The 22,880-nt window shown below is 59.4% G+C and carries 21 protein-coding genes; 14 read left to right on the forward strand and 7 right to left on the reverse strand.

Annotated elements, in window-relative coordinates; translation table 11 throughout:
• Nucleotides 1–90: 90 nt before the first annotated feature.
• The 6 genes from rplU to OKC40_RS03355 all read left to right on the forward strand — a co-directional run bounded on the left by rplU (nucleotide 91) and on the right by OKC40_RS03355 (nucleotide 5,699).
• Nucleotides 91–402, forward strand: a complete 312-nt coding sequence (rplU, locus tag OKC40_RS03330) for a 50S ribosomal protein L21 (RefSeq protein WP_005304210.1) — start codon at nucleotides 91–93, stop codon at nucleotides 400–402.
• Nucleotides 403–419: 17 nt separating this feature from the next.
• Nucleotides 420–677: a 50S ribosomal protein L27 gene (gene rpmA / locus OKC40_RS03335; protein WP_005339028.1), complete on the forward strand. Its 258-nt coding sequence runs from the start codon at nucleotides 420–422 to the stop codon at nucleotides 675–677.
• A 191-nt stretch (nucleotides 678–868) separates the two neighbouring features.
• The gene (gene cgtA, locus OKC40_RS03340; RefSeq protein ID WP_042059940.1) at nucleotides 869–2,071 is read left to right on the forward strand and encodes an Obg family GTPase CgtA; all 1,203 of its coding nucleotides are present in this window, start codon (nucleotides 869–871) and stop codon (nucleotides 2,069–2,071) included.
• A gap of 367 nt (nucleotides 2,072–2,438) precedes the next feature.
• Nucleotides 2,439–3,809 (forward strand): YjiH family protein, encoded by a 1,371-nt coding sequence (locus tag OKC40_RS03345; protein ID WP_270794071.1) that lies wholly within the window; start codon nucleotides 2,439–2,441, stop codon nucleotides 3,807–3,809.
• Between the two features lie 165 nt (nucleotides 3,810–3,974).
• A complete protein-coding gene (locus tag OKC40_RS03350) occupies nucleotides 3,975–4,964 on the forward strand; it encodes a luciferase-like monooxygenase (protein ID WP_270794072.1) in 990 nt (329 codons plus the stop codon).
• Between the two features lie 234 nt (nucleotides 4,965–5,198).
• Nucleotides 5,199–5,699 (forward strand): 2TM domain-containing protein, encoded by a 501-nt coding sequence (locus OKC40_RS03355; RefSeq protein WP_042059946.1) that lies wholly within the window; start codon nucleotides 5,199–5,201, stop codon nucleotides 5,697–5,699.
• A 118-nt stretch (nucleotides 5,700–5,817) separates the two neighbouring features.
• On the opposite strand, the gene OKC40_RS03360 is transcribed toward OKC40_RS03355, so the two are convergent.
• The 6 genes from OKC40_RS03360 to lptD are packed head-to-tail and all read right to left on the reverse strand — an operon-like array spanning nucleotide 5,818 to nucleotide 12,615.
• On the reverse strand, nucleotides 5,818–6,639 hold the full coding sequence (locus OKC40_RS03360) for a symmetrical bis(5'-nucleosyl)-tetraphosphatase (RefSeq protein WP_075112529.1): 822 nt from the start codon (nucleotides 6,637–6,639) through the stop codon (nucleotides 5,818–5,820).
• Between the two features lie 6 nt (nucleotides 6,640–6,645).
• Nucleotides 6,646–7,008, reverse strand: a complete 363-nt coding sequence (gene apaG / locus OKC40_RS03365; protein ID WP_270794073.1) for a Co2+/Mg2+ efflux protein ApaG — start codon at nucleotides 7,006–7,008, stop codon at nucleotides 6,646–6,648.
• 4 nt (nucleotides 7,009–7,012) lie between these two features.
• Entirely contained in the window at nucleotides 7,013–7,840 is an 828-nt protein-coding gene (gene rsmA, locus OKC40_RS03370) for a 16S rRNA (adenine(1518)-N(6)/adenine(1519)-N(6))-dimethyltransferase RsmA (RefSeq protein WP_162518047.1), read from the reverse strand.
• Nucleotides 7,830–8,825, reverse strand: a complete 996-nt coding sequence (pdxA, locus tag OKC40_RS03375; protein WP_270794074.1) for a 4-hydroxythreonine-4-phosphate dehydrogenase PdxA — start codon at nucleotides 8,823–8,825, stop codon at nucleotides 7,830–7,832. The genes rsmA and pdxA overlap by 11 nt, the downstream gene beginning before the upstream one ends.
• The gene (gene surA / locus OKC40_RS03380) at nucleotides 8,825–10,123 is read right to left on the reverse strand and encodes a peptidylprolyl isomerase SurA (protein WP_042060135.1); all 1,299 of its coding nucleotides are present in this window, start codon (nucleotides 10,121–10,123) and stop codon (nucleotides 8,825–8,827) included. Before surA ends, pdxA begins: the two co-directional genes overlap by 1 nt.
• A 26-nt stretch (nucleotides 10,124–10,149) precedes the next feature.
• A complete protein-coding gene (lptD, locus tag OKC40_RS03385; RefSeq protein WP_270794075.1) occupies nucleotides 10,150–12,615 on the reverse strand; it encodes an LPS assembly protein LptD in 2,466 nt (821 codons plus the stop codon).
• 174 nt (nucleotides 12,616–12,789) lie between these two features.
• Here lptD and OKC40_RS03390 point away from each other — a divergent pair, with 174 nt between their 5' ends.
• The 3 genes from OKC40_RS03390 to djlA are packed head-to-tail and all read left to right on the forward strand — an operon-like array spanning nucleotide 12,790 to nucleotide 15,318.
• Nucleotides 12,790–13,800, forward strand: coding sequence for an aminoglycoside phosphotransferase family protein (locus OKC40_RS03390; protein ID WP_270794076.1), 1,011 nt, complete (start codon nucleotides 12,790–12,792; stop codon nucleotides 13,798–13,800).
• Nucleotides 13,797–14,465, forward strand: coding sequence for an N-acetylmuramate alpha-1-phosphate uridylyltransferase MurU (gene murU, locus OKC40_RS03395; protein ID WP_270794077.1), 669 nt, complete (start codon nucleotides 13,797–13,799; stop codon nucleotides 14,463–14,465). Before OKC40_RS03390 ends, murU begins: the two co-directional genes overlap by 4 nt.
• 19 nt (nucleotides 14,466–14,484) lie before the next feature.
• The gene (gene djlA, locus OKC40_RS03400) at nucleotides 14,485–15,318 is read left to right on the forward strand and encodes a co-chaperone DjlA (protein WP_270794078.1); all 834 of its coding nucleotides are present in this window, start codon (nucleotides 14,485–14,487) and stop codon (nucleotides 15,316–15,318) included.
• An 88-nt stretch (nucleotides 15,319–15,406) separates the two neighbouring features.
• Here djlA and OKC40_RS03405 read toward each other — a convergent pair whose 3' ends face one another.
• Nucleotides 15,407–16,858 carry an aminoacyl-histidine dipeptidase gene (locus OKC40_RS03405; RefSeq protein ID WP_270794079.1) on the reverse strand — a complete coding sequence of 484 codons (1,452 nt, stop codon included), beginning with the start codon at nucleotides 16,856–16,858 and terminating at the stop codon, nucleotides 15,407–15,409.
• A gap of 948 nt (nucleotides 16,859–17,806) precedes the next feature.
• Here OKC40_RS03405 and gpt point away from each other — a divergent pair.
• The 5 genes from gpt (at nucleotide 17,807) to OKC40_RS03430 (ending at nucleotide 22,826) form a co-directional block, all read left to right on the forward strand.
• Nucleotides 17,807–18,274: a xanthine phosphoribosyltransferase gene (gene gpt / locus OKC40_RS03410; RefSeq protein ID WP_042656665.1), complete on the forward strand. Its 468-nt coding sequence runs from the start codon at nucleotides 17,807–17,809 to the stop codon at nucleotides 18,272–18,274.
• A 172-nt stretch (nucleotides 18,275–18,446) separates the two neighbouring features.
• Complete coding sequence (gene frsA / locus OKC40_RS03415; RefSeq protein WP_270794080.1) at nucleotides 18,447–19,715, forward strand: esterase FrsA; 1,269 nt, start codon at nucleotides 18,447–18,449, stop codon at nucleotides 19,713–19,715.
• A gap of 62 nt (nucleotides 19,716–19,777) precedes the next feature.
• Nucleotides 19,778–20,170: a sigma factor-binding protein Crl gene (crl, locus tag OKC40_RS03420; protein ID WP_042059969.1), complete on the forward strand. Its 393-nt coding sequence runs from the start codon at nucleotides 19,778–19,780 to the stop codon at nucleotides 20,168–20,170.
• A gap of 180 nt (nucleotides 20,171–20,350) precedes the next feature.
• Nucleotides 20,351–21,454 carry a glutamate 5-kinase gene (gene proB, locus OKC40_RS03425; protein WP_042656667.1) on the forward strand — a complete coding sequence of 368 codons (1,104 nt, stop codon included), beginning with the start codon at nucleotides 20,351–20,353 and terminating at the stop codon, nucleotides 21,452–21,454.
• Nucleotides 21,455–21,572: 118 nt separating this feature from the next.
• Nucleotides 21,573–22,826 (forward strand): glutamate-5-semialdehyde dehydrogenase, encoded by a 1,254-nt coding sequence (locus OKC40_RS03430; RefSeq protein WP_270794081.1) that lies wholly within the window; start codon nucleotides 21,573–21,575, stop codon nucleotides 22,824–22,826.
• Nucleotides 22,827–22,880 lie beyond the last annotated feature (54 nt).

A 22,880-nucleotide genomic window follows, 5' to 3' on the forward strand; every position in this document is an offset into this window, starting at 1 on the left:
ATCGATTTGCGTAGAATGCCCGCCCATTGTTATAGGTTTTTGCGCATGTCTAGCCTTGAGCAAAAGACATGCCTTTACGGAGTTAATCAAATGTACGCGGTATTCCAAAGCGGCGGAAAACAACACCGTGTGGCCGAAGGTCAAATCGTTCGTCTGGAAAAGCTGAACGTTGAGACTGGCGCTACTATCGACTTCAACGAAGTTCTGATGGTTGCTGCAGGCGACACTTTTAAAGTAGGTGCTCCTTTCGTTGAAGGTGGCAAGGTTGTAGCTGAAGTTGTGGCTCACGGCCGTGGCGAGAAAGTGACTATCGTCAAGTTCCGTCGTCGTAAGCACCATCGTAAGCAAGCGGGCCACCGTCAGTGGTTCACTGAAGTCAAAATCACTGGCATCAGCGCTTAATTAGAGGAGTCCGATAAATGGCACACAAAAAAGCTGGCGGTTCATCCCGCAACGGTCGCGATTCTGAAGCTAAACGCCTGGGCGTTAAGCGTTTCGGCGGCGAAACAGTTCTGGCTGGTAGCATCATCGTTCGTCAACGTGGCACCAAGTTCCACGCTGGCACCAACGTTGGTCTGGGCAAGGATCACACCCTGTTCGCAACCGCGACTGGTAAAATCCTGTTCGAAGTTAAAGGTCCGCTGAATCGTAAGTACGTTAGCATCGTTGCTGAGTAATTACGGACCGCAAGGATCCGAAGCCCCGCCAACAGGCGGGGCTTTTGTTTTTCTGAATAACTGACGAAAAAACGGAACGCAGATGACCCGGGCTCCGACAGGGGCGTGGATTGCCAAGATGCGTATCGCCCGCAGGGGTCTGTACCACTATAATTGCGTATCGGTTTTTCGAATTAAGGTGACGGTTACCTATGAAGTTTGTTGATGAAGTCCAGATTCGAGTCGATGCCGGTGACGGTGGTAACGGTTGTGTCAGTTTTCGCCGGGAGTTGTATGTTCCCAACGGTGGTCCGGATGGCGGTGACGGTGGCGATGGCGGTGATGTCTATCTGCTGGCCGACGAAAACCTCAACACCCTGATCGATTACCGTTTTGAGCGTTTCCATGCCGCCGAGCGTGGCGAGAATGGCCGCAGTGCCAACTGTACCGGCCATCGTGGCAAGGACAAGATCCTGCGTGTGCCTGTCGGTACTCGCGCCAGCGATGAGGATACCGGTGAGCGACTGGGCGACTTGACCACTCATGGTCAGAAGCTGATGGTTGCCAAGGGTGGTTTCCACGGTCTGGGCAACACCCGCTTCAAGAGCTCCGTCAATCGGGCTCCGCGCCAGAAGAGTAACGGTACGCCGGGTGAAGTGCGGACCCTGAAGCTGGAGCTGCTGCTGCTGGCTGACGTCGGTATGCTGGGTCTGCCCAACGCCGGTAAATCTACCTTTATCCGTGCCGTTTCCGCCGCGCGTCCGAAAGTGGCCGACTACCCCTTCACTACCCTGGTGCCGAACCTGGGTGTGGTGCGTGGCGAGAACTCCCGCTCCTTCGTGATCGCGGATATTCCGGGCCTGATCGAGGGTGCCGCTGAAGGTGCTGGTCTGGGGATTCGCTTCCTGAAGCACCTCGAGCGTTGCCGCGTGCTGCTCCATCTGGTGGATATCTGCCCCATCGATGGCTCCGATCCTGCTGAAAACGCCGTGACCATCGTCCGGGAGCTGGAAAAATACAGCCCCGAGCTGGCAGGCAAGCCGCGCTGGCTGGTGTTCAACAAGATGGATCTGATCCTGGAAGAGGAAGCCCAGGAAGTGATGGACCGCGTCAAGGCGGCGCTGGCCTACGAAGGTCCGGTCTACCAGATCTCGGCCATCAGCAAGGAAGGTACCAAGAAGGTCTGCTACGACATTCTGGATCTGCTGGACACCATGCCCCGTCAACTGGAGCAGGATGCCAAAGAGGCGATCGAGAAGGTCGAGTTCAAGTGGGACGACTACCACAAGAACCAGCTGGCTCAGGCTGAAGCCGAAGCGCTGGCAGCTTCCGTGGCCTTCGATGAAGGGTTGGATGATGACGATTGGGATGACGACGAAGATGACGGTGTTGAAGTCATCTACGTGCGCGACTGATCCTCGTCACTCTCATTGAAAACCGGAGCCTGAACAGGCTCCGGTTTTTTTATATCTATCGAGTCACCGCTCATTAGGTATATTTGTGATGTCACTTATTGTCTGCCATTGATAACCGATTATACTGCCCACCTAAATTAACAATAACGAAACAATCATCTGGCGATGTCGATTGAATCGATATGCGTTGCTGTATCCGGTTGTTTTGATGGAAGGTTTACCTGCGGAAATATTTATGCGCAGATTTCTGCCTTAAAGGCTTGTTTGTGCATTTTTTTAGAGTATTCTTGCGCCCGTTTTTGCCGGTTAATGCATGAATACGCAGGTTGACCGGGCTAGGGAAAAGTAACATTAGGGCAGTCATATCATGTTGGAAAAGAGTCTCGAAGCACCTGCGGTCAATACCCGCCGTAACTTGTTGATGTTTCTGGTTCCGTCACTCATCGGGATCCTGCTGTTCATGACGCCGGTCGTCTATGACGGTAACGTCACCATTCCGGTGACCGTGCTAGCCAAGCTGGTGCAGCGGGTGTTTGCCGATTATCTGGTCGCCATGGTCAGCGCAGTGATCACCACCACCATGCTGATGACGCTGATCGCCTGGTTGTTCAAACCTGCGATTCTGGTGCGCCGTCCTTTCCTCAACAGCTTGTTCAATGTCTCCCCTTTCTGGGCCTGCGTGCGGGTCTTGGGCGGTATCTTCGTGCTGCTGACCTTCTTTCAGGCGGGGCCAGAGGTGCTTTACTCGGGCGCAACCGGTGGACTGGTGCTCAACGATCTGTTGCCGGTGCTGTTCTCGGTCTTCATTTTCGCCGGTCTGCTGCTGCCGTTGCTGCTCGATTTCGGGCTGCTGGAATTTGTCGGCACCATGATGACCCGCATCATGCGTCCGGTGTTCCGCTTGCCGGGTCGCTCCGCGGTGGACTGCTTTGCTTCCTGGCTTGGCGATGGCAGCGTCGGTATCCTGCTGACCAGCAAGCAGTACGAAGGCAAGTTCTACACCCAGCGTGAAGCTGCAGTGATTGGCACCACTTTCTCCGCCGTCTCCATCACCTTCTGTCTGGTGGTGATCTCCCAGGTGAAGCTGGAGCACATGTTTGTTCCCTTCTACCTGACCGTCTGTTTAGCGGGTGTGGTTGCTGCCATCGTGGTACCGCGTCTGCCACCGCTCTGCTGGAAGAAGGACATCTATGCCGACGGCACCCCCCTGTGCCGCAAGCAGGAGGCGGTACCACACCAGCACAGCGTGATGAGCTATGGCTTCGAGCGGGCGCTGACCAAGGCTGACAGCATGACCGATCTCGGCGCCGTCGCCCGTGAAGGGGTGAAGAATGCGCTGGATATGGTGTTTGGCGTGTTGCCGGTGGTGATGGCGATCGGCACCTGTGCCCTGATGCTGGCCGAACACACCCCGATCTTCAACTGGCTGGGTGCCCCGTTCGTTCCCTTGCTGGAGCTGCTGCAACTGCCGGAGGCGGAAGCGGCCTCCAAGACCATCATGGTCGGTTTTGCCGACATGTTCATTCCGGCGGTACTGGCCTCGACCATCGAGAGCGAGATGACTCGCTTCGTGATTGCCGCCATGTCAGTGACCCAGCTGATCTATATGTCGGAAGTGGGTGCCCTGCTGCTGGGCAGCAAGATCCCGGTCAAGCTGTGGGAGTTGTTCGTTATCTTCCTGCTGCGCACCCTGGTCACCTTGCCGGTTATCGCCGCGGTGGCACACCTGCTGTTCTGATCACCTCGTCGTGGTGAAAAAGGCCATCCCGCTTGCGGGGTGGCCTTTTTGCATCCGGCGCATTGAGTCACCCGTCAGGCCATCAAGGGCAATTGTGTTCCGTTCGAACATCTCATGATAGAGTGCCCGTTCTGTTAGCAAATTGTGATGCAATGGAGTGTATTTATGTCTGCCATCCCCTATTCCGTGCTCGATCTGGTGCCTGTTGCCGAAGGTTCTGTGCCTGCCGAGTCGTTTCGCCGTTCGCGGGATCTTGCCCGCCATGCCGAGGGCTGGGGTTACCAGCGTTACTGGCTGGCCGAGCATCACAACATGCCGGGCATTGCCAGTGCCGCCACCTCGGTGCTGATCGGTCATCTGGCCGAGGCTACCACCACTTTGCGGATCGGGGCGGGTGGCATCATGTTGCCGAACCACTCGCCGTTGGTCATTGCCGAGCAGTTTGGCACCTTGGCCTCTCTCTATCCCGACCGCATCGATCTCGGCCTTGGCCGGGCGCCCGGGACCGATCAGCGCACCATGCGGGCGCTGCGGCGTATGCGCAGTGGCGAGGTGGACGATTTCCCTGCCGATGTGCGCGAGCTGATGAGCTACTTTGGCGACGAGATCGGCGCCGTGCAGGCGGTGCCCGGTCAGGGGCTGCATCTGCCAGTCTGGCTGCTGGGTTCCAGCCTCTATAGCGCCCAGCTGGCGGCGGCAATGGGCTTGCCGTTCGGTTTTGCCTCCCATTTCGCGCCTGCGATGTTGCTGCAAGCGCTGGAGATCTACCGTAGCCAGTATCGCCCCTCTGCCCGCTGGCCCAAGCCCCATGCGGTGGTCTGCATCAACATGATCGCCGCCGACAGCGAGCGAGAGGCCCGCTTCCAGTTCACCACAGTGCAACAGCAGTTCTTGCGCCTGCATCGCGGTGATGCGGGCAAGCTGCCCGCGCCAGTCGTCCTGCTTGGCGACGAGTGGGCACCCCGTGAGCTGATGGCGATGGAGCAGACGCTGGCCCGCTCTCTGGTGGGTGACCCGGAGCAGGTTCGTCATGGTCTCAAGGCGCTGCTGGCGGAAACCCGTGCCGATGAGCTGATGTTCAATGGCCCCATCGTCGACCATCAGGCCCGGCTGCGTTCTTTCGAGATCGCTGCCGAGCTGATGCAGGGTCTTTAATCCATGGTTTGAGCCTCGGTAAACGCTATCTTGAATAGATAGCGTTTGTCGGGTTGCTGTCGGGTGACCGACTCCTGTCTGCAGTGCTCACAGGCGGTGCTTGAAAACGACAGAGACGATGAGATTAATGTATTGATTTAAAAGGAAAGTCAGGTTTATGTCAGGCATCTGTCGTGTCGCTTGTCACATCTGAGCCCGTAAGCTGGCCCTGTCAATTACCACAAGGAGTTCGAGATGATCGTCAGGAAGTTGAGATTGCAACGGGGTTGGTCCCAGGATCAGTTGGCGACGATGACTGGTTTGAGTGTTCGCACTATCCAGCGGATCGAGCAGGGGCAGCAACCCGGACTGGAATCTCTCAAGGCCCTGGCCTCCGTCTTTGAACTCGATGTGGCTCAACTGGATGGGTCAGAGCAACAGGAGCGCGAGATGAGAGGAAGTGACACTATGGGTCAGGATGCGGTGCAGGTATCGGCCGAGGAGCGGGCTGCCATGCGCTATGTGGAGGCGCTCAAGGGCTTCTATCACCATGTCGCCAGCTATGTGGTGGTGATCTGCGGGCTGTTTGTCATCAACTACCTGAGCAATCCGGAGTACATCTGGGCCTGGTGGCCAGCACTGGGGTGGGGATTGGGGCTCGCCTCCCATGCCATTCGGGTATTTCAGCCCTTCAAGCTGTTTGGCCCGGAGTGGGAGCGGCGCCAGATCGAGAAGCGGCTGGGGCGCAAGTTGTAACGTCATCCACCGGAAAACAGAGAACATAAAACAGCAAGCCCGGCAGGTTGCCGGGCTTTGTTATTGATGCGGGTGTTGGCAATCCGTGCGGTTGCGACCGCCTGATTGCTGCGCGCCCCTAACTGGCGTGAGTGGGGCAGGGGGTGGCGATCAGGGCATCATCCTCGTAGCGCCACAGAGTGAGGCTGTTGCCCCAGACGCAGCCGGTATCGAGCGCCTTGATATCGCTCTTGCCGGTGTTGCCCATCAGGGCGGCCCAGTGACCGAACACCAGAATGGGGTCGTCCACGTGATGCTCCCGTTGTTCGAACCAGGGGCGCAGCCCCGGAGTCGACTCCTTGGGCCCCTTCTTGCATTTGAAGTCGAGCCGACCATCGAAGTAGCAGAAGCGCATCCGGGTGAAGGTGTTGATGATGTAGCGGTAGCGGTCGATCCCGACCAGATCATCTTTCCAGCCATCGGGCAGGTCGCCATACATGTTGTGCAGTAGCCACTGGTACTGATCGCCGCGCAGCAGGCTCTCCACCTCGCGGGCGCAGTTGCGGGCGGTGCGGGCATCCCACGCCGGGGAGATACCGGCATGCACCATCATGATGGGCAGATCAGGATGTTCGGCCAGCAGCGGGCGGTGGCGTAGCCACTCCAGCAGTTCATCCCGATCAGGGGCATCCATCAGGCTCTGCAGCTTGTCTTTCTTTTTCAGCGGCGCAACGCCATTAGCCACTGCCAGCAGGTGCAGGTCGTGGTTGCCGAGCACGGTGACGGCGCGGTTGCCCAACCCTTTGACGAAACGCAGGGTATTGAGGGAGTCCGGGCCGCGGGCGACCAGGTCGCCGCAGAGCCAGAGCACGTCTTTGTCGGGATCGAACGCGGCAAGATCCAGCAGACGGCGCAAGTCGTCGTAACAGCCCTGGATGTCACCGACAAAACAGTTCGCCATGAAACCTCAGTTGATAATATTGGGGATGGCCAGCGTGAAGGGGGCGATGGGCGCCTCGAACGGCTGACCAGAGCCATCTTGCAGGGTATAGCTCCCTTCCATCACTCCGAGCGGGGTCGCCAGCGGCACGCCGCTCTGGTAGCGGTAGGTCTCACCTTCGGCAATGACGGGTTGCTCCCCGACCACTCCGGGACCTTCTACTTCCAGCATCTTGCCATTGGCATCGGTGATGAGCCAGCGCCGGTGCAGCAGTTGCACCGGGCCGGGCCCCAGATTCTCAATCTCGATCAGATAGTGAAACTGGTAAGGGTCTTGGGAGCCCGCCACATACACGGGGTATGGGCGGATCTCGATGTGCGGGTGAGCCACAGGATCAGGCCTGTTGCTGATCCGCCAGCCAGTTGGCGATGATGACGAACTGCTCGAGGGAGAGGTTCTCCGGGCGCAGGTTGCCATCGATACCAAGCTCGGTCAGCTGGGCGTCGGTGATGAAGTTGGAGAAGCTGTTGCGGATGGTCTTGCGACGCTGGCCAAAGCCCTCGGTACAGACGCGGCTCAGGCAGCGCATGTCTTTCGCGACCAGAGTCGGGTTCTTGTGGGGGATCAGGCGGACCACGGCAGAGTCCACTTTCGGCGCCGGTTTGAAGGCGCCCGGACCCACTTCCAGCACTGGCACCACCTGGCAGTAGTACTGCACCATGACGCTCAGACGGCCATAGGCCTTGCTGCCCGGGCCGGCACACATCCGCAATACCACCTCTTTTTGCAGCATGAAGTGCATGTCTTCAACCCGGTCGGCAAATTCGCACAGGTGGAAGATGAGCGGGGTGGAGATGTTGTAGGGCAGGTTGCCGAAGATGCGCAGCGGCGGCTTGCCTTCACCCATCAGGGTGCCGAAGTCAAAACGCATGGCATCTGCTTCGATGACGGTCAGTTTGTCCTTGAGGGTCGGGTGCTCGCGCAGGCGAGCGGCCAGGTCCCGGTCAAGTTCGACCACGGTCATCTTGTCCATCTGGGAGGCGACCGGTTCGGTCAGCGCGGCCAGACCCGGACCGATCTCCACCAGATTCTGACCCGGCTGCGGGTTGATGGCGGCGACGATCTGGTCGATCACATAGCGGTCGTGCAAGAAGTTCTGACCGAAACGCTTACGGGCCGTGTGACCCATGTGCACCTTATTGCTCTGCACCTTACTGCTCATATCTTTTTTTCTCTACCATCTTGATGGCGTGGTTAATCGCGGTGATCAGGCTGCCCGAATCCGCCAGGCCCTTGCCTGCCAGATCCAGCGCGGTGCCGTGATCCACCGAAGTGCGGATGAAGGGAAGCCCCAGGGTGATATTGACCGAACTGCCGAAGCCCTTGTATTTGAGCACAGGCAGCCCCTGGTCGTGGTACATGGCGAGTACCGCATCCGCATCCTTGAGGTATTTATCCTGGAACAGGGTGTCGGCCGGCAAGGGGCCGACCAGATCGATTCCCTCCTGGCGCAGCGTGGCCAGAGCGGGTTCGATCACGTCAATCTCTTCACGGCCGAGATGGCCACCTTCCCCGGCATGGGGATTGAGGCCGCAGACGTAAATACGGGGTTTGGCGATGCCAAATTTGGTGGCGAGATCCTCGTTGAGGATCCTGATCACCTTGCCGAGGCGATCCTCGGTGATGGCCATCGCCACATAGGCCAGCGGAATATGGGTGGTCGCCAGCGCGACCCGCAGCCCCTCGGTTGCCAGCATCATCACCACATCGGCGGTGTTGGATTGCTGGGCAAAGAACTCGGTGTGGCCGCTGAACGAGACACCGGCCTGGTTGATGATCCCCTTGTGCACCGGTCCGGTCACCACGGCGGCAAATTCGCCGCTCATGTTGCCATCGCAGGCGCGTTGCAGGGTCGCCAGCACATAGGCGCCATTGCCTTCGTTCAGCTCGCCCGGCACCACGGGGGCGCCGAGGGTGATCGGACAGACGGTCAGGGTGCCCGCCCGCTGCGGATGGGCAGGGGCGGTGGCATCATAGGGCTCAAGCTCGATGCTGAGCCCCAGCAGGGCGGCCCGCTCGCGCAGCAGCGCCGGATCGGCGATCACCACCAGCTGGTGAGGCCAATCCTGCTGGGCAATCTGCAGCATCAGGTCCGGGCCGATCCCGGCCGGTTCGCCCGGGGTAACGGCAAGGCGACGGCAGCTCATCAGCTACCGGCGCCTTCGATCTGGATGTAGGCCTCGTCACGCAGCTCATCCAGCCACGCCTGGGATTCTTCCACGAAGCGGCGGTTGTAGATCAGCTGGTAGGCGCGCTGTTCCTGAGCCTTGTCGGTGGCATCCTGGCTGCGGCGATCTTCCACCTGCACGATGTGCCAGCCGTGGCTGGTACGGAACGGGGCACTGATCTGGCCCGGTTGCAGGCGGTTGACCATGTCGCGGAACTCCGGCACATAGACGTTGGGATCAGACCAGCCCAGTTCGCCACCTTGCACCGCAGAGCCCGGATCTTCGGAGTACTTCTCCGCCATGCTGGCGAAGTTGGCCTTGCCGCTCTTGATGTCGTGCAGAATGCCGTCCAGCATCCCCTTGGCTTTCTCTTCGCTCAGGATGATGGAGGGTTTGATCAGGATGTGGCGGGCTTTCACCTCGGTCTGCATCACTTGCTGCTGACCCTTGGTGTCGAACACCTTGACGATGTGCAGACCGGCGCCGGAGCGCAGCGGGCCAACGATGTCGCCCTTCTTGGCACCTTGCACCGCTTCGGCCATCAGGGTAGGCATCTCTTGCGGGCTCATCCAGCCCCAGTCGCCCCCTTCCAGCGCCTTGGGACCATTACTCTCGGCAATGGCCAGCTTGCGGAAGTCAGCGCCCTCTTTCAGAGCGGCCAGAATGCGCTCAATCTTGCTTTTGGCGGCATCCAGCTGGGCGGCGGTGGGGTTGTCCGGCAGGGCAATCTGGATATGACCGACGTGGTATTCATCCTGCTGTTGACCCTGTTTCTTCAGGATCTCCACCACCTGCTTCACCTCCTGCTCGGAGATGTTGATACGGCGGCGTACCTGGTTGCGGCGCACCTCGTTCATCAGGATCTCGCGGCGCACCTCTTCCCGATACTGGGCATAGGTCAGCCCTTCACGGGCGAGCTGGGCACGCAACTGATCCAGGGTCATCTTGTTGTCGGCGGCGATGCCCTGAATAGCCTGTTCCAGCTGGGTATCGCTGATCTTCAGCCCCTGGCGATCCGCCAGTTGCAGTTGCAGGCTCTCCTGGATCAGACGATCCAGCGCCTGTTTGCGCAGGGTGGCGTCGTCAGGCAGGGACTGGCCGCTCTCCTGGGCGGAGAGTTTTACCTTGTTGACCAGTGCATCCTGTTGACTGGACAGCACTACGTCCTTGTTGACCACGGCCAGCACCTTGTCCATCAGCTCGGGTGCAGCCAGTGCGGCCTGGCTCATGGCGCCGAACATTCCCGCGGTCAGCAGGGCAATCAGGGTCTTTTTCATATCCATCTCTCAAGGCTGGGCCAGCATCATTGCTGGCCTTTCAGATTAAACGGGCGAACATAGGGCAACAGCTCGGTATCCAGCGTGACACTGCGGCCACCGGTACCCACGCTGCCAAGTCCCTTCATTTCAAACTGCAGACCAATGACTTTTTCCGAAGTGGGGGTCAGGGTGACGTTGTCCGGCTGGTTGTGCCACTCCAGGCTCATGTTGATACTCCAGCAGCAGGAGTCGTATTTGACACCGATTTTGCGGTCAATGTTCACATCCTGCTTGATATCACGGTAGTAACCGCCATACATCTGCCACTGATCGGCGATCGGCGCCATCACCACCAGACCCGCCTGGCTCAGATCTTCCGCCAGCGCCGTATTGGTCGGATAGCGATAGTCCAGGTTGCCATCCTTGATGTAGCGGTAGTTGACCTGGGTGGTCAGCTTGCCGGTCCGGTATTCGACTGCGCCGTTGCCTGCGGTAAATTCACCTTCCGAGGTATCGTACTGGGTGCCCGCATGGGTAAACCACTCATCGGTGATCCGGGCATCCCCCTCAAACGACAGCAGCGAGCGGGCGTTGGTGCTTTCCGGATCGGACGGGTAGAGGCGCACCTTGGGTGGCGTCATCTCGAAGGCCTGGGCCACCGCCAGACGCAACCGCTCATCACCCGCATTGTCATAGACCCGGCTGGTCAGGCCAACGGTGATCCGGTTGGCATCACTGATGCGGTCGAGACCGGCAAAGCGGCGATCGCTGAACAGGCTGTAGTAGTCCTGACGGGTGGTGGTGGAGTCGTAGATCCCGATCTCGTCCTGATTTTTGTAAGGGATATAGAGGTACTGGAACTCGGGTTCCAGGGTCTGGGTACCCTTGCCATCATACCAGTCGAGCGGCCGATCGAAGTTGACGCCCCCCTTGAGGCGGAAGGATGGCAGGGTGCGGGTAATGGTGCCGTCTTTCAGGGTCAGCTGTTTGCTGTCTGCATCGGTGAAGCGGCTGCGGTCCGTATAGACCAGATCTTTGGGCACCTCCTGGTTGTAGGAGGTAAACATCAGTTTGTACTGGCTGGTCAGGTAGTAACCCGGCGCATCCACCAAGGGGACGGTCAGGGTCGGTGCCAGATGCAGACGGGTGGCGGTGTAGCGTTCACCGGCCTGCTGGGTAGTGGCACTGCCGCTGTCATAGCCAAACTTGGTCAGCTCGCTGTTCCAGGCCAGATCGAACCACTTGCCCTGCTGGAAGTAGTTGTGGTCGATGCGCGGCAGCATCTCGTGGGGCAGCAGCGCATACGGACTCAGGATCTGGTAGCGGCGAATCTCGGAGGTAAGGTTCCAGTTGTGCTGGTAGTAACCGGCGGTAAAAGATTGCTGCAACTGGCTGTCGACCTGGGTGCCTACTTGCGGGCTGAAGTCGTTGAAGTAGTTGTAGTCCTTATCCCGCACCTGGGTGTAGTCGATGCCAAAGCGCAGTGAACCATCCATCAGGGTTGAGCCGTGACGGACATTCATCAAATAGCGATGGCCATCGGAGAGGTACGGAGTGCCGGTCGCAGGGTTGGTGAAACTAGAGTTGCCCGCGGCATACTGCTTGTCATCCGCCAGATTTTCAAAATAGAGGGTGCCGGTGTGGGCGGGGTCCGGCATGTAGCGGAACTCCACCTGCTCCATCAGGCCGCGCTTGTCCATAAAACGGGAGGTGATGGTGGCATCGTAGTTGGGGGCAATGTTCCAGTAGAAAGGCTGGGTGATATCCATGCCGTTGCTGGAGCTTTGCTTGTAACCCGGGTAGAGCAGACCGGTCTTCCGCTCATCCTTGATGGGGAAGTTGATATAGGGGAAGTAGAACACCGGGTAGTCATAGAGCCAGAGGCTGGCGTTCCAGGCTTCGCCGAACACCTCTTTCTGGTCGATATCGATGCTGCCTGCTTTGAGGGTCCACACTTCCTGACCGGGGGGGCAGGTGGTGTACTGGGCCCCCTCCATGGTGATGTTCTGGTTGTTGTTGGTCATCACCACGCGCTTGGCAAAGCCGCGCACCGGTGAACCATGCACCTGATATTTGCCCTCTTCCAGTTCGGAGTTCTTGGTATCCAGGTTGGATTTGAGGGTCTTGTCGCTGGTAACGGTCACCTGACCGTCGTTGTAATAGATGTTGCCGATAGCGATGACATCCCGGCTCTTCTGGTCGAGCTGGGCATAGTCGGAGTCAAACTTGCGCACACCCTGACGAACCTTGACGTCACCCTCATAGACGGCGGTGCCGCCCTGTTTGGCCTCGAGACGGTCGGCATCAACCTCGACCGGCTGTGCGTTGGCCTCCTGATCCGATGCAGGCTTCTCTATCTTGGGAACATAGTCATAGCAGAGACTATCGAGAATGCCGGTGGCTGGCGGCGTTTCGAACGGGGCTGCCTGCACCACCATTGGGGCGAGTGCGGGGGCCAGGCTGATAGTCAGGGCGATGGGATAGCGGTACCCCAGTGTCCATTTGGTCATGTGAAAGACTCGTGCAATCCGTGATAGATACGGTTGATCCAAGGCATGCATTTTACGACAGGTTTCATCGAGTTGACATTGCATGTCATTGCTTTATGTTAGCCGGCAATGATAAAGCATTATTGCGGCCAGGGCTAACAGCCAAGTGCTGCTTTCCACCTTGGTCCTCTACTTATGCACGATCGCGATTCCCTGCTATTGCAGTGGGCACGCCGTATTTCCGGCGATGCCACTCTCACGCTTACCCTCATTTCCGGTGATGCCAGTTTCCGCCGCTACTACCGTGGCGGTGGCCAGGTGTGGGTGGATGCCAATCCGAAAACCGAAAAAAATCATGAGTTTGTTCGTAACGCGGCCGCCTTGCAGGCGCGTCAGTTGCTGGCGCCAGAGGTGAAGGCGGTGGACTACCAACAGGGGCTGCTGGCGGTCAGTGATCTGGGCGATACCCAGCTGATCTGCTGCCTGAACGAGCACAACGTGCTGGCCTGGTATGGCAAAGCCATTGATCTGCTGCCCCGACTGGGGGCGGTCGAACTGGCGCTTGAGCCCTTCGATACGGCCTTTATGGCGCGGGAGAACAGCATTTTCCCCGAGTGGCTGCTGGGCCATCATCTGCAACTGACCCTGACCGATGAAGAGCAGCAACTGCTGGACGAGACCTTTGCCTGCCTCACCGCCTGCAATCTGGCCCAGCCGCAAGGGGTGATGCACCGGGATTTCCACAGTCGCAACCTGATGGTGTGTGGCGGTGATACCCCCGAGAGCAGCACCCTTGCCATCATCGATTTTCAGGACATGGTCATCGGGCCGCTTACTTATGATCTGGTTTCCCTGCTGAAAGATTGCTACGTGCGCTGGCCGGACGAGGTGATCGATGAAGGGATGCGCCACGGCTTTGCCACCCTGCAACAGGCGGGGCTGCTTGGCGAGCTCGATTATGCCAGTTTCCGTCGTGGTGCCGACCTGACCGGCATGCAGCGCCACCTCAAGGCGGCCGGGATCTTCACCCGGCTCTATCATCGCGACGGCAAGTCCGGTTATCTGAAGGATATTCCCCGCACTCTCGGCTACGTAGTGGATGCCTGTCGCACTCACGGTAGCGCCTATCCGGTACTGGCCCGTTTTGGTCAGTGGCTGGAGCAGGTGGTATTGCCCGGGATAGCCAACGCTGGAGTGAAACCATGAAGGCGATGATCCTGGCCGCTGGCCGTGGCGAGCGGATGCGCCCGCTGACCGACCTGCTGCCCAAGCCGCTGCTGGCGGTGGGGGGCAAACCGCTCATCGTCCACCATATCGAAAAGTTGAAGTCAGCTGGCGTGACCGAGCTGGTGATCAACCACGCCTGGCTCGGCCACAAGCTGGTCGAAGTGCTCGGTGATGGCAGTTCGCTTGGGGTGACCATCCACTGGTCAGCCGAGGAGAGTGCGCTGGAGACCGCGGGCGGCATCGTGCAGGCGCTGCCACTGCTGGGCGCAGCCCATTTTCTGGTGATCAACGGCGATACCTGGCTCGATCTCGATTATCACACTCTGGTCAGCCAGCCCCTTGGCGACGATCTGGCCCACCTCTGGCTGGTGCCCAATCCGCCCCAGCATCCGAGCGGGGACTTTGCCCTGCAAGGGGGGCGAGTCATGGATACGCCAGCGTTTACCTTTAGCGGGGTCGGGCTATATGATCCGGCGGCCTTTGCCGGTCTCGCGGGCGGCGCCAGCAAGCTGGCGCCGCTGCTGCGTGACTGGATGGCGCAAGGGCGGGTGGGCGGCAGCCTGCTCGCTGGCGAGTGGCGCGATATCGGCACAGTCGATCGACTGCGCGAGCTGGATGACCAGCTCCAGGCCCGCACTCATTAACTTCAAGAGGTCTTGAACCATGCGTATTTGGGGTAAGGTGCTGGGCGCCTTCTTCGGTTTTCTGCTCGGCAATATCATCGGCGCCCTGATTGGTCTGTGGATTGGCCACCGTTTCGACCGTGGCATGGGGCTGCAGGGGGCGTTTCGTCGCAGCCCGAGTCAGGCGCAGCAAGCCGTTTTCTTCCACGCCACCTTCTCGGTGATGGGCCACATTGCCAAGTCCAGTGGTCAGGTGACCGAGCAGGAGATCCGGGTTGCCTCCAACCTGATGGACCGGATGCGGCTGGCGGGCGAACAGCGTGCCCGGGCGCAGGAGTCATTCCGTCTCGGTAAAGAGGCTGACTTCCCACTGCGCGAAACCCTGGCCGAGTTTCGTCGCGCCAGCCTCGGGCAGCGCGACATTCTGCGCTTCTTCCTCGAGGTGCAGTTGCAGGCGGCCTTTGCCGACGGGCGGGTAGAGGAGGGCGAGCGTGCCATTCTTCATACCATCGCCGACGAGCTGGGGTTCAGTCGCATCGAGCTGGCCCGCATTCTGGCGATGGCCGAAGCGCAGATGAACTTCTTCAATCAGGCCCATGGCCAGTATCAGGGGGGCCATTCCGGTGGCCAGCAGTATCGCCAAGAGCCGCCCTCTGCGGATCGCCTCAAGAATGCCTACCAGTTGCTGGGAGTGAGCGAGAGCGACAGCGATCAGGATATCAAGCGCGCCTACCGCAAGGAGATGAGCAAGCATCACCCGGACAAGCTGGCCGCCAAAGGGTTGCCGCCTGAGATGATGGAGATGGCCAAGGAGAAGACCCAGGAGATCCAGCAAGCCTGGGAGTGGATCCGCGAGGCACGCGGCATTCGTTAAGCGCCAAAGCCTGATAGACCTGAACAGCAGACAATAAAAAGCCCCGCAGCAGTGCGGGGCTTTGTTTTGTTGTTTTATCCGGGCCGGCTTACTTGGCCGGAATGGCTTCCAGCACGTGCACCAGCAGTTGCCAGAAACGCTCGACCGCCGGGATGTGAACTTTCTCGTCAGGGGAGTGAGCACCACGGATGGTCGGGCCGAAGGAGACCATGTCCCACTCCGGATAAGCGCTCTTGAACAGACCGCACTCGAGACCGGCGTGGATCACCATCACGTTGGGCATGGTGCCAAACAGAGTCTGGTAGCTGCTCCGCACCAGCGCCATGACGGGGGAGTCCACGTTCGGCGCCCAACCCGGATAGGCACCGGTGAATTCGCAGCTGGCACCCGCCAGGGTGAACAGGGAACGGGTCATCTGCTCGATGCTCTCGCGGCCGGAATCGATCAGGGAGCGGATCAGGCACTGGACGTACACTTCACCATCCTGAGTCTTGATGACCCCCAGGTTGGTAGAGGTTTCGGTCACGCCGGGCATGGCATCGCTCATGCGCATCACGCCGTTCGGGCAGGCCAGCAGGGCATCCAGCAGGCGCTGCTGCAGGGAGATGCTCATCAGCTTGGCCGGTTTGGCGGCGCCGTTGACCAGCAGGGTCAGGTTCGGCTCGGTGGCGGCCAGTTCGGTCTGGTAGATACCGGTATAGCGGTCAACCAGCGCCTTGAACTCGTTCACGCTAGCGGCGGGCACCAGCAGGGTGGCGCGGGCTTCGCGCGGGATGGCGTTGCGCAGGGTGCCGCCGTGGATCTCGGCCAGACGAATACCCAGCGGCTCGGCTGCTTTGAGCAGACGCACCAGCAGCTTGTTGGCGTTGCCACGACCGCGATGAATGTCGCAACCTGAGTGACCGCCACGTAGCCCTTTGACCGCCAGCTCGAGCGCTTCGCCTTCGCTGGCGTCAACCAGTTCGAGCGGGAAACGGATATTGGCATCCACACCGCCAGCGCAGCCCATGTAGACCTCGCCATCCTCTTCGGAGTCGGTGTTGAGCAGGATCTCGCCCTCCAGCCAGCCAGCTTCCAGACCGAAGGCGCCGGTCATGCCGGTCTCTTCGTCGGTGGTCAGCAGCACTTCCAGCGGGCCGTGTTTGATGGTCTTGTCAGCCAGCACCGCCAGGCAACCGGCCATGCCGATGCCGTTGTCAGCACCCAGGGTGGTGCCACGGGCAGTGACCCACTCGCCATCGACATAGGCATCGATGGGATCGGTCGCGAAGTCGTGCTGGGTGTCGGCGTTGGCCTGCGGCACCATGTCGATGTGTGCTTGCAGTACCACGGCTTTGCGGTTTTCCATCCCCGGGGTGGCCGGTTTCTTGATGATGATGTTGCCGACCTTGTCCTGCTTGACCGCCAGACCTTCTTCCTGTGCCCACTGGATGATCCAGGCGCTCAGTTTGGCTTCATGCTTGGAAGGGTGGGGAATGGAGCAGATCTGTTCGAAGAAATGCCAAATCAGTTTGGGAGAGAGAGAGCTAAGCTGTGCCACGTCGGGACTCCTTACCAGCACGGAATAAACAGGGCCCCATCAGCGGGCCGGGGAAGAGGGTAACGATAATACAGTCAATCACACAAAAATGTGAGCAATCAGCGCAAATCGCAGGCAGCTTGTGCTGGCCCATGGCAACCAGGCAGTACGATCGTCAGGTTTGGACGACGCTGGCCGGTAGAAAAGAAATTATGTGACCTATCTCACAAAAAAGTTGAATTTAACGCGCCGACTGGTAAATTAGCTCCCGTGGTTCGCCACCCGTCAGGATGACGATGAAAGCCTCCAGGGAACCGAAGCAAAGCAAGTGCGCCTCCATGGAACCGAGTGTTCGTTCAAGGATTTGAGCCCGCATTAAAGGTACGTAACTTGTTAAGCAATCAGGAGTTTCAATATGCCAGGCAGCAACTCAACCTATTGGTTTGCCCCGTCTTTGTATACCCAGGGTTTCAGCTACCCTAACCCCTTCGTCACTCGTCGCTAAGACGAGCTGCCTGACCGGGCAGAGGCGAGAAAGCAGCAGGTGCGTGAGGTCAAACCTCCCCCTGCTATTTTTTTATCTGCGATTTGCCGCTACACCCATTTTGGTGTCATTAGCAGCGGTGACAGGTTGGCCGTTTGGCTCTCTGGATGTGCCAAATGGAGAGGGTGATGCCGATTTTTCCTGAATTTGGCATACGTTTGCCAGGCATTTTCTCTGTAAACGGTGCTATCATATCGGCCCAACAGCCTGTCCGCGGTTTGGACACATCATCGAACCGATCGCCGGATACGCCCATCTTGCTTCCATTGTCATCAGATTTGCTGCCGAGGCTCAGCCCTGAGGCAGCCGAAGTGCAATCTGAATTCAGTCGGGCAAGGGCCGCCATTTGCTGGCATCCGCAGGGAGATCTGCGGGTGTCATTATTTTAAGTGATTGTTTTTATATAACTATTTGAGATCGATAACATGCCGAAAAAGTTCTATGTGTCGTGGGACAACCTGCAACGTGAAGCTCGTCGTCTGGCCCGTCGTCAGCTGCCTGTCAGCCAGTGGAAAGGTATCATCGCGGTCAGCCGTGGTGGTCTGGTGCCCGCTGCCCTGATGGCCCGTGAACTTGGCATTCGTAATGTGGAAACCCTCTGCATCTCCAGCTATGACCACGACAACCAGCGCGAGCTGGTGGTTGTGAAGGCCGCCACCACCGCCGGTGACGGCGAAGGCTGGCTGGTGGTGGAAGATCTGGTGGACACCGGCACCACCGCCAAGGCGATCCGCGAGCTCTATCCGAAAGCCAAGTTCATCGCGATCTTCGCCAAGCCGATGGGCGAAGCGCTGCTGGACGATTTCGAAGTGGCGATCCCGCAGGATACCTGGATCGAACAGCCGTGGGATATGGCGCTGGAGTTCGCCACACCGATCTGCGACGAAAAGTAACGGGATCGGAATTTGACGTTCACTGCGTCAATTGGCCGCACGCGGCAAGAATGGTTTCACAGGGCTCCAATTTGGAGCCCTGTTTTTTTGTCTATCAATCTGTTGCGGGGTGGCTGAGTGGCGCTAAAAGTGGTTAAGATGGGCCATTGCATGATATGAATGAGACACTATCTTGGACTTGAACGACGACCTAAACCTGACCGAACAGCTCTTTACCCGCGTCAAGAAGGTATTGGAAACATCCGAGATCTCCAACTCCAGCCCGGCTGATCTGGCGGAGGCCGCGTCAGACGAGATGTTTATCGACGGCTCCATGTCAAAGAGCTGGTATCGCCTGCTGCGCCGACCCTCCTGGGCCTGGCAGGGGGCTGATCCGATCGAGGTGGAGCAGACCCTGGCCCGCATCGCCATGGCGACGGGTGAGCGCACTCACGACTGCTATCTCGATACCATCAAGGGCTATGTGCCCGGCAACTGGATCTACGAGTGGAGCCAGGTGGCTGGCAACTACTTCAAGCAGGGCCGCGAGCTGCGCGAGCAGGGGGATGCCGCGGGCGCGCTGAAACAGCTGCTCAAGGCGGTTCGCTATTACTCCATCGCCAGCTATCCCCATCTCAAAGACGACGAACTGGCGGATCAGGCCCAACTGCTTGGCAACATGGCCTATCGCGAGGCGGGTCGGCTGTTCAAGGTGCCGCTCAAAGAGATCCAGGTGCCGTTTCGCGGCAAGAATATTCAGGGCTATCTCCACCTGCCGACCACCGACAAACCGGTGCCGCTGGTGATCATCAGCGGCGGGATCGACTCACTGCAGCTCGATTTCCTCAACTTCTATCTCAAGCGACTCGAACCCCATGGCATCGGGATGCTCTCTCTCGACATGCCGGGCATCGGCTATGCCGAGCATTGGCCGCTGGTGCAGGATACCAGCCGCCTCCATCAGGCGGTGCTGCATTACCTCTCCGAGGTGGCCTGGGTCGATCATCAGCGTATCGCCATGGTGGGGATGCGTCTGGCGGGGAATGTCGCCGCCAGATTGGCCTTTATCGAACCGTTCAAGCTGCGTACCGTGGTCTGTGTCGGGGCCGGGGTCAATCAGGTGTTTACCAATCAGGAGCTGTTTGCCAAGTGCCCGCGCATGATGCGGGACAGTCTGGCCAACCGGTTGGGGGCCGATGCGGCGCAGTGGGATGCCATGCGCACCAAGTGCCAGGTATTTTCACTGAAAACGCAAGGATTACTGGGGACTCGCACCTCTGTGCCGATATTGAGTATTGGACACAAGCGAGATTTTATTTGTCCCGAGCAGGATGTACGGGCATTGGCGGCGGCCAGTCGTAATGGCAAGGCTATCGTCTTCGACAAGCAGCCTTTGCTGGAGGTGTATGACAAGGCGCTGGACGAAATCGTCGAGTGGCTGAAACAACATTTGTGTACCTGATATTGCGCTAAAAAACTGACGCCATCCCGAGGTGGCGCGGCTTGTTTAACAGGGAGGTTAACATGTCTGAAAAAGTGACCTACAAGCGACTGCTGCGGCAGTTCGCTGCCATTGGCCCCTATTTGCGCGAAGATCTCTGCGAAGAGGGGCGTTATCGTTTCGACTGCCTGTCGGTCTGCGTCAGCGCCAAGCCGGCGCCGGACAAACGGGAGTTCTGGGGCTGGTGGCTGGTGCTGGAGCAGGACGATCACCATTTCCGTTATCACTATCAGCTCGGTTTCTACAATGCTGACGGTGAGTGGCTGGACAAGCCGATCCCCAAGAAGCACCAGGTCGAGGTGGAGCGAACCCTCAACCGTTTCTACAAGCTGATCAGCGACAAACTGACGGCACTGGAGTGCCAGCTGGTGCCTGCCGAGCAGGTCACCAACGAGTTGAGCGTCACCGCCGCCTGATCCCTGATGCCCGGCGAACCGCGTCACGCTGCTTGCCGGGCCATCAGTCAGCCATTTTCCGCTCCGCTCGCAATCTCCGGGCCTTTGCCCGCATCTCCTCACCCCGGCGTTAATTGCCTTGCAGGGCTCCATGGCCGTGGGTATAAAGATATTCCTTACTTTTTTAGCCTTTATGCTCCCATGGAAAACAGAACCATAGTCGTCAAGTTGGGCACCAGCGTGCTCACAGGGGGGTCTTCCCAGCTCAATCGTGCCCATATGGTCGAGCTGGTCAGACAATGTGCGGCCTTGCACCGTCACGGCCATCGGGTCGTGGTCGTCACATCAGGGGCGATCGCCGCCGGGCGTGAGCATCTGGGCCACCCGCCACTGGCGCCAACCCTGCCCAACAAGCAGATGCTGGCTGCGGTCGGCCAGACCCAGCTCATTCGGGTATGGCAGGATCTGTTCAACCTCTATGGCCTGCATATCGGCCAGATGCTGCTGACCCGTGCCGATCTGGAAGATCGGGAACGCTATCTCAATGCCCGCGACACCCTGCGTACCCTGCTTGATCACCGGATTATTCCGGTGATCAACGAAAACGACGCAGTGGCGACCGCCGAGATCAAGGTGGGCGACAACGACAACCTCTCCGCTCGTGCCGCCATTCTGGCGGATGCGGATCTGCTGATCCTGCTGACCGACCAGAAGGGGCTCTTTACCGCCGATCCGCGTACCAATCCGGATGCCCAGCTGATCGAAGAGGTGCAGACCATCGACGATACGCTGCGCTCGCTGGCGGGTGACAGTGTCAGCGGCCTCGGCACCGGCGGCATGGCTACCAAGCTGCAGGCCGCCGATGTGGCGCGTCGTGCTGGCGTCAATGTGGTGATCGCCACCGGCCAGATGCCGGAGGTGATCGGTCGTCTCGCCAAGGGCGAGCGGATCGGCACCTTGTTCCCCGCGCTGGCGTCCCCGCTGGAAGGGCGCAAGAGCTGGATTTTGGCAGGCCCACCCCCTCACGGCGAAGTGCAGGTGGATCAAGGGGCTGTCGCCGCCATGAAGGATAAAGGCTCCAGCCTGCTGCCCAAGGGGATCGTCGCGGTCAGGGGCGACTTCATCCGGGGCGATGTGGTGCGCATTCTCGATCCCAAAGGGGTTGAACTGGCCCGCGGCATCTGCCGTTACGACCATCTGGAGCTGGAGAAGCTGCGCGGCGTCCACTCGGATCAGATTGAGCAGGTACTGGGCTATGGATATGGTTCAGTAGCCATCCATCGAGACGATATGGTGCTGCTCTGAGTGGATCGGTGCTAGCAGCCCAGAGCCAACGATGGCTACGGGATCTGTGGGCTATCCACCGAGATAATAGGGTGCTGCTCTAATCAGGGCGGCACAGCATGAATAAAAGGGAACCGAGATGAGTCTGGAGAAAATGGGGCAGGCGGCCCGTGAAGCCGCCTATCAGCTGGCCACCATCAGCACGGCGCAGAAGAATCGGGCGCTGGCCGCCATCGCCGACGAGCTGGAGGCGCGAAGCGAGCAGATCCTCGCGGCCAACGACAAGGATATCGCGGCTGGCCGTGAGGCTGGCTTGTCAGAAGCCATGCTGGATCGCCTGCTGCTCAATCCGGCTCGTCTGGCCGGGATTGTGGCGGATGTGCGCAAGGTGATCACTCTGGATGATCCGGTCGGCGCCGAAATGGATAGCCGGGTGCTGGAGAACGGCCTGCGGCTCTCCCGTCGGCGGGTGCCCATCGGGGTTATCGGCGTCATCTACGAGGCGCGCCCCAACGTCACCATCGACATCGCCAGCCTCTGCCTCAAGACCGGCAACGCCAGCATACTGCGTGGCGGGCGCGAGACCTTCCACTCCAATCTGGAGCTGGTGCAGGTGATCCAGCATGCGCTGGTCGCCTCCGGCTTGCCGCAGGCGGCAGTACAGTACATCGACAACCCTGATCGGGCGCTGGTCGGCGAGTTGCTGCGCCTCGACCGTTATGTGGACATGATCATTCCGCGCGGCGGTGCCGGGCTGCACAAGATGTGCAAGGAGAACAGCTCTATCCCGGTCATCATCGGCGGGTTTGGCATCAGCCACATCTTCGTCGATGAGAGCGCCGATCTGGTACGCTCCCTGGCGGTCATCGAGAATGCCAAGGTACAGCGTCCCTCCGCCTGCAACGCTCTCGATACCCTGCTGGTACACGAGAAGGTGGCTGCCACCTTCCTGCCGCAGTTGGTGGCGCTGATGAATGAACGCAAGGTGACACTGGTCGGCGCGGCCAATGCCATGGCACAGCTGGCGGGCGCCGACAACCTGTGCGAGGCAGGGTCAGAGGATTTCGATACCGAGTGGCTGGGGCTGACCCTGGGGGTCAAGCTGGTGGCGGATGTCAACGAAGCACTGGCTCATATGCGCGAGCATAACGCCGGTCATTCCGATGCCATCCTGACCAACGATCTGGCCAACGCCGAGCGTTTCGTCAATGGCGCCAGTTCGGCGGCAGTCTACGTCAACGCCTCGACCCGCTTCACCGATGGCGGCCAGTTTGGTCTGGGGGCCGAGGTGGCGGTCTCGACCCAGATGCTGCATGCCCGCGGCCCCATGGGGCTCACCGAGCTCACCAGCTACAAGTGGGTGGGGCAGGCCGATTACCTTAGCCGAGCCTGATCACAGGCTGTTTCACATGCAAAAATGCCGACCACATGGTCGGCATTTTTTTCA

The sequence above is a fragment of the Aeromonas sp. QDB11 genome, from assembly GCF_027705265.1.
Taxonomy (GTDB): domain Bacteria; phylum Pseudomonadota; class Gammaproteobacteria; order Enterobacterales; family Aeromonadaceae; genus Aeromonas; species Aeromonas allosaccharophila.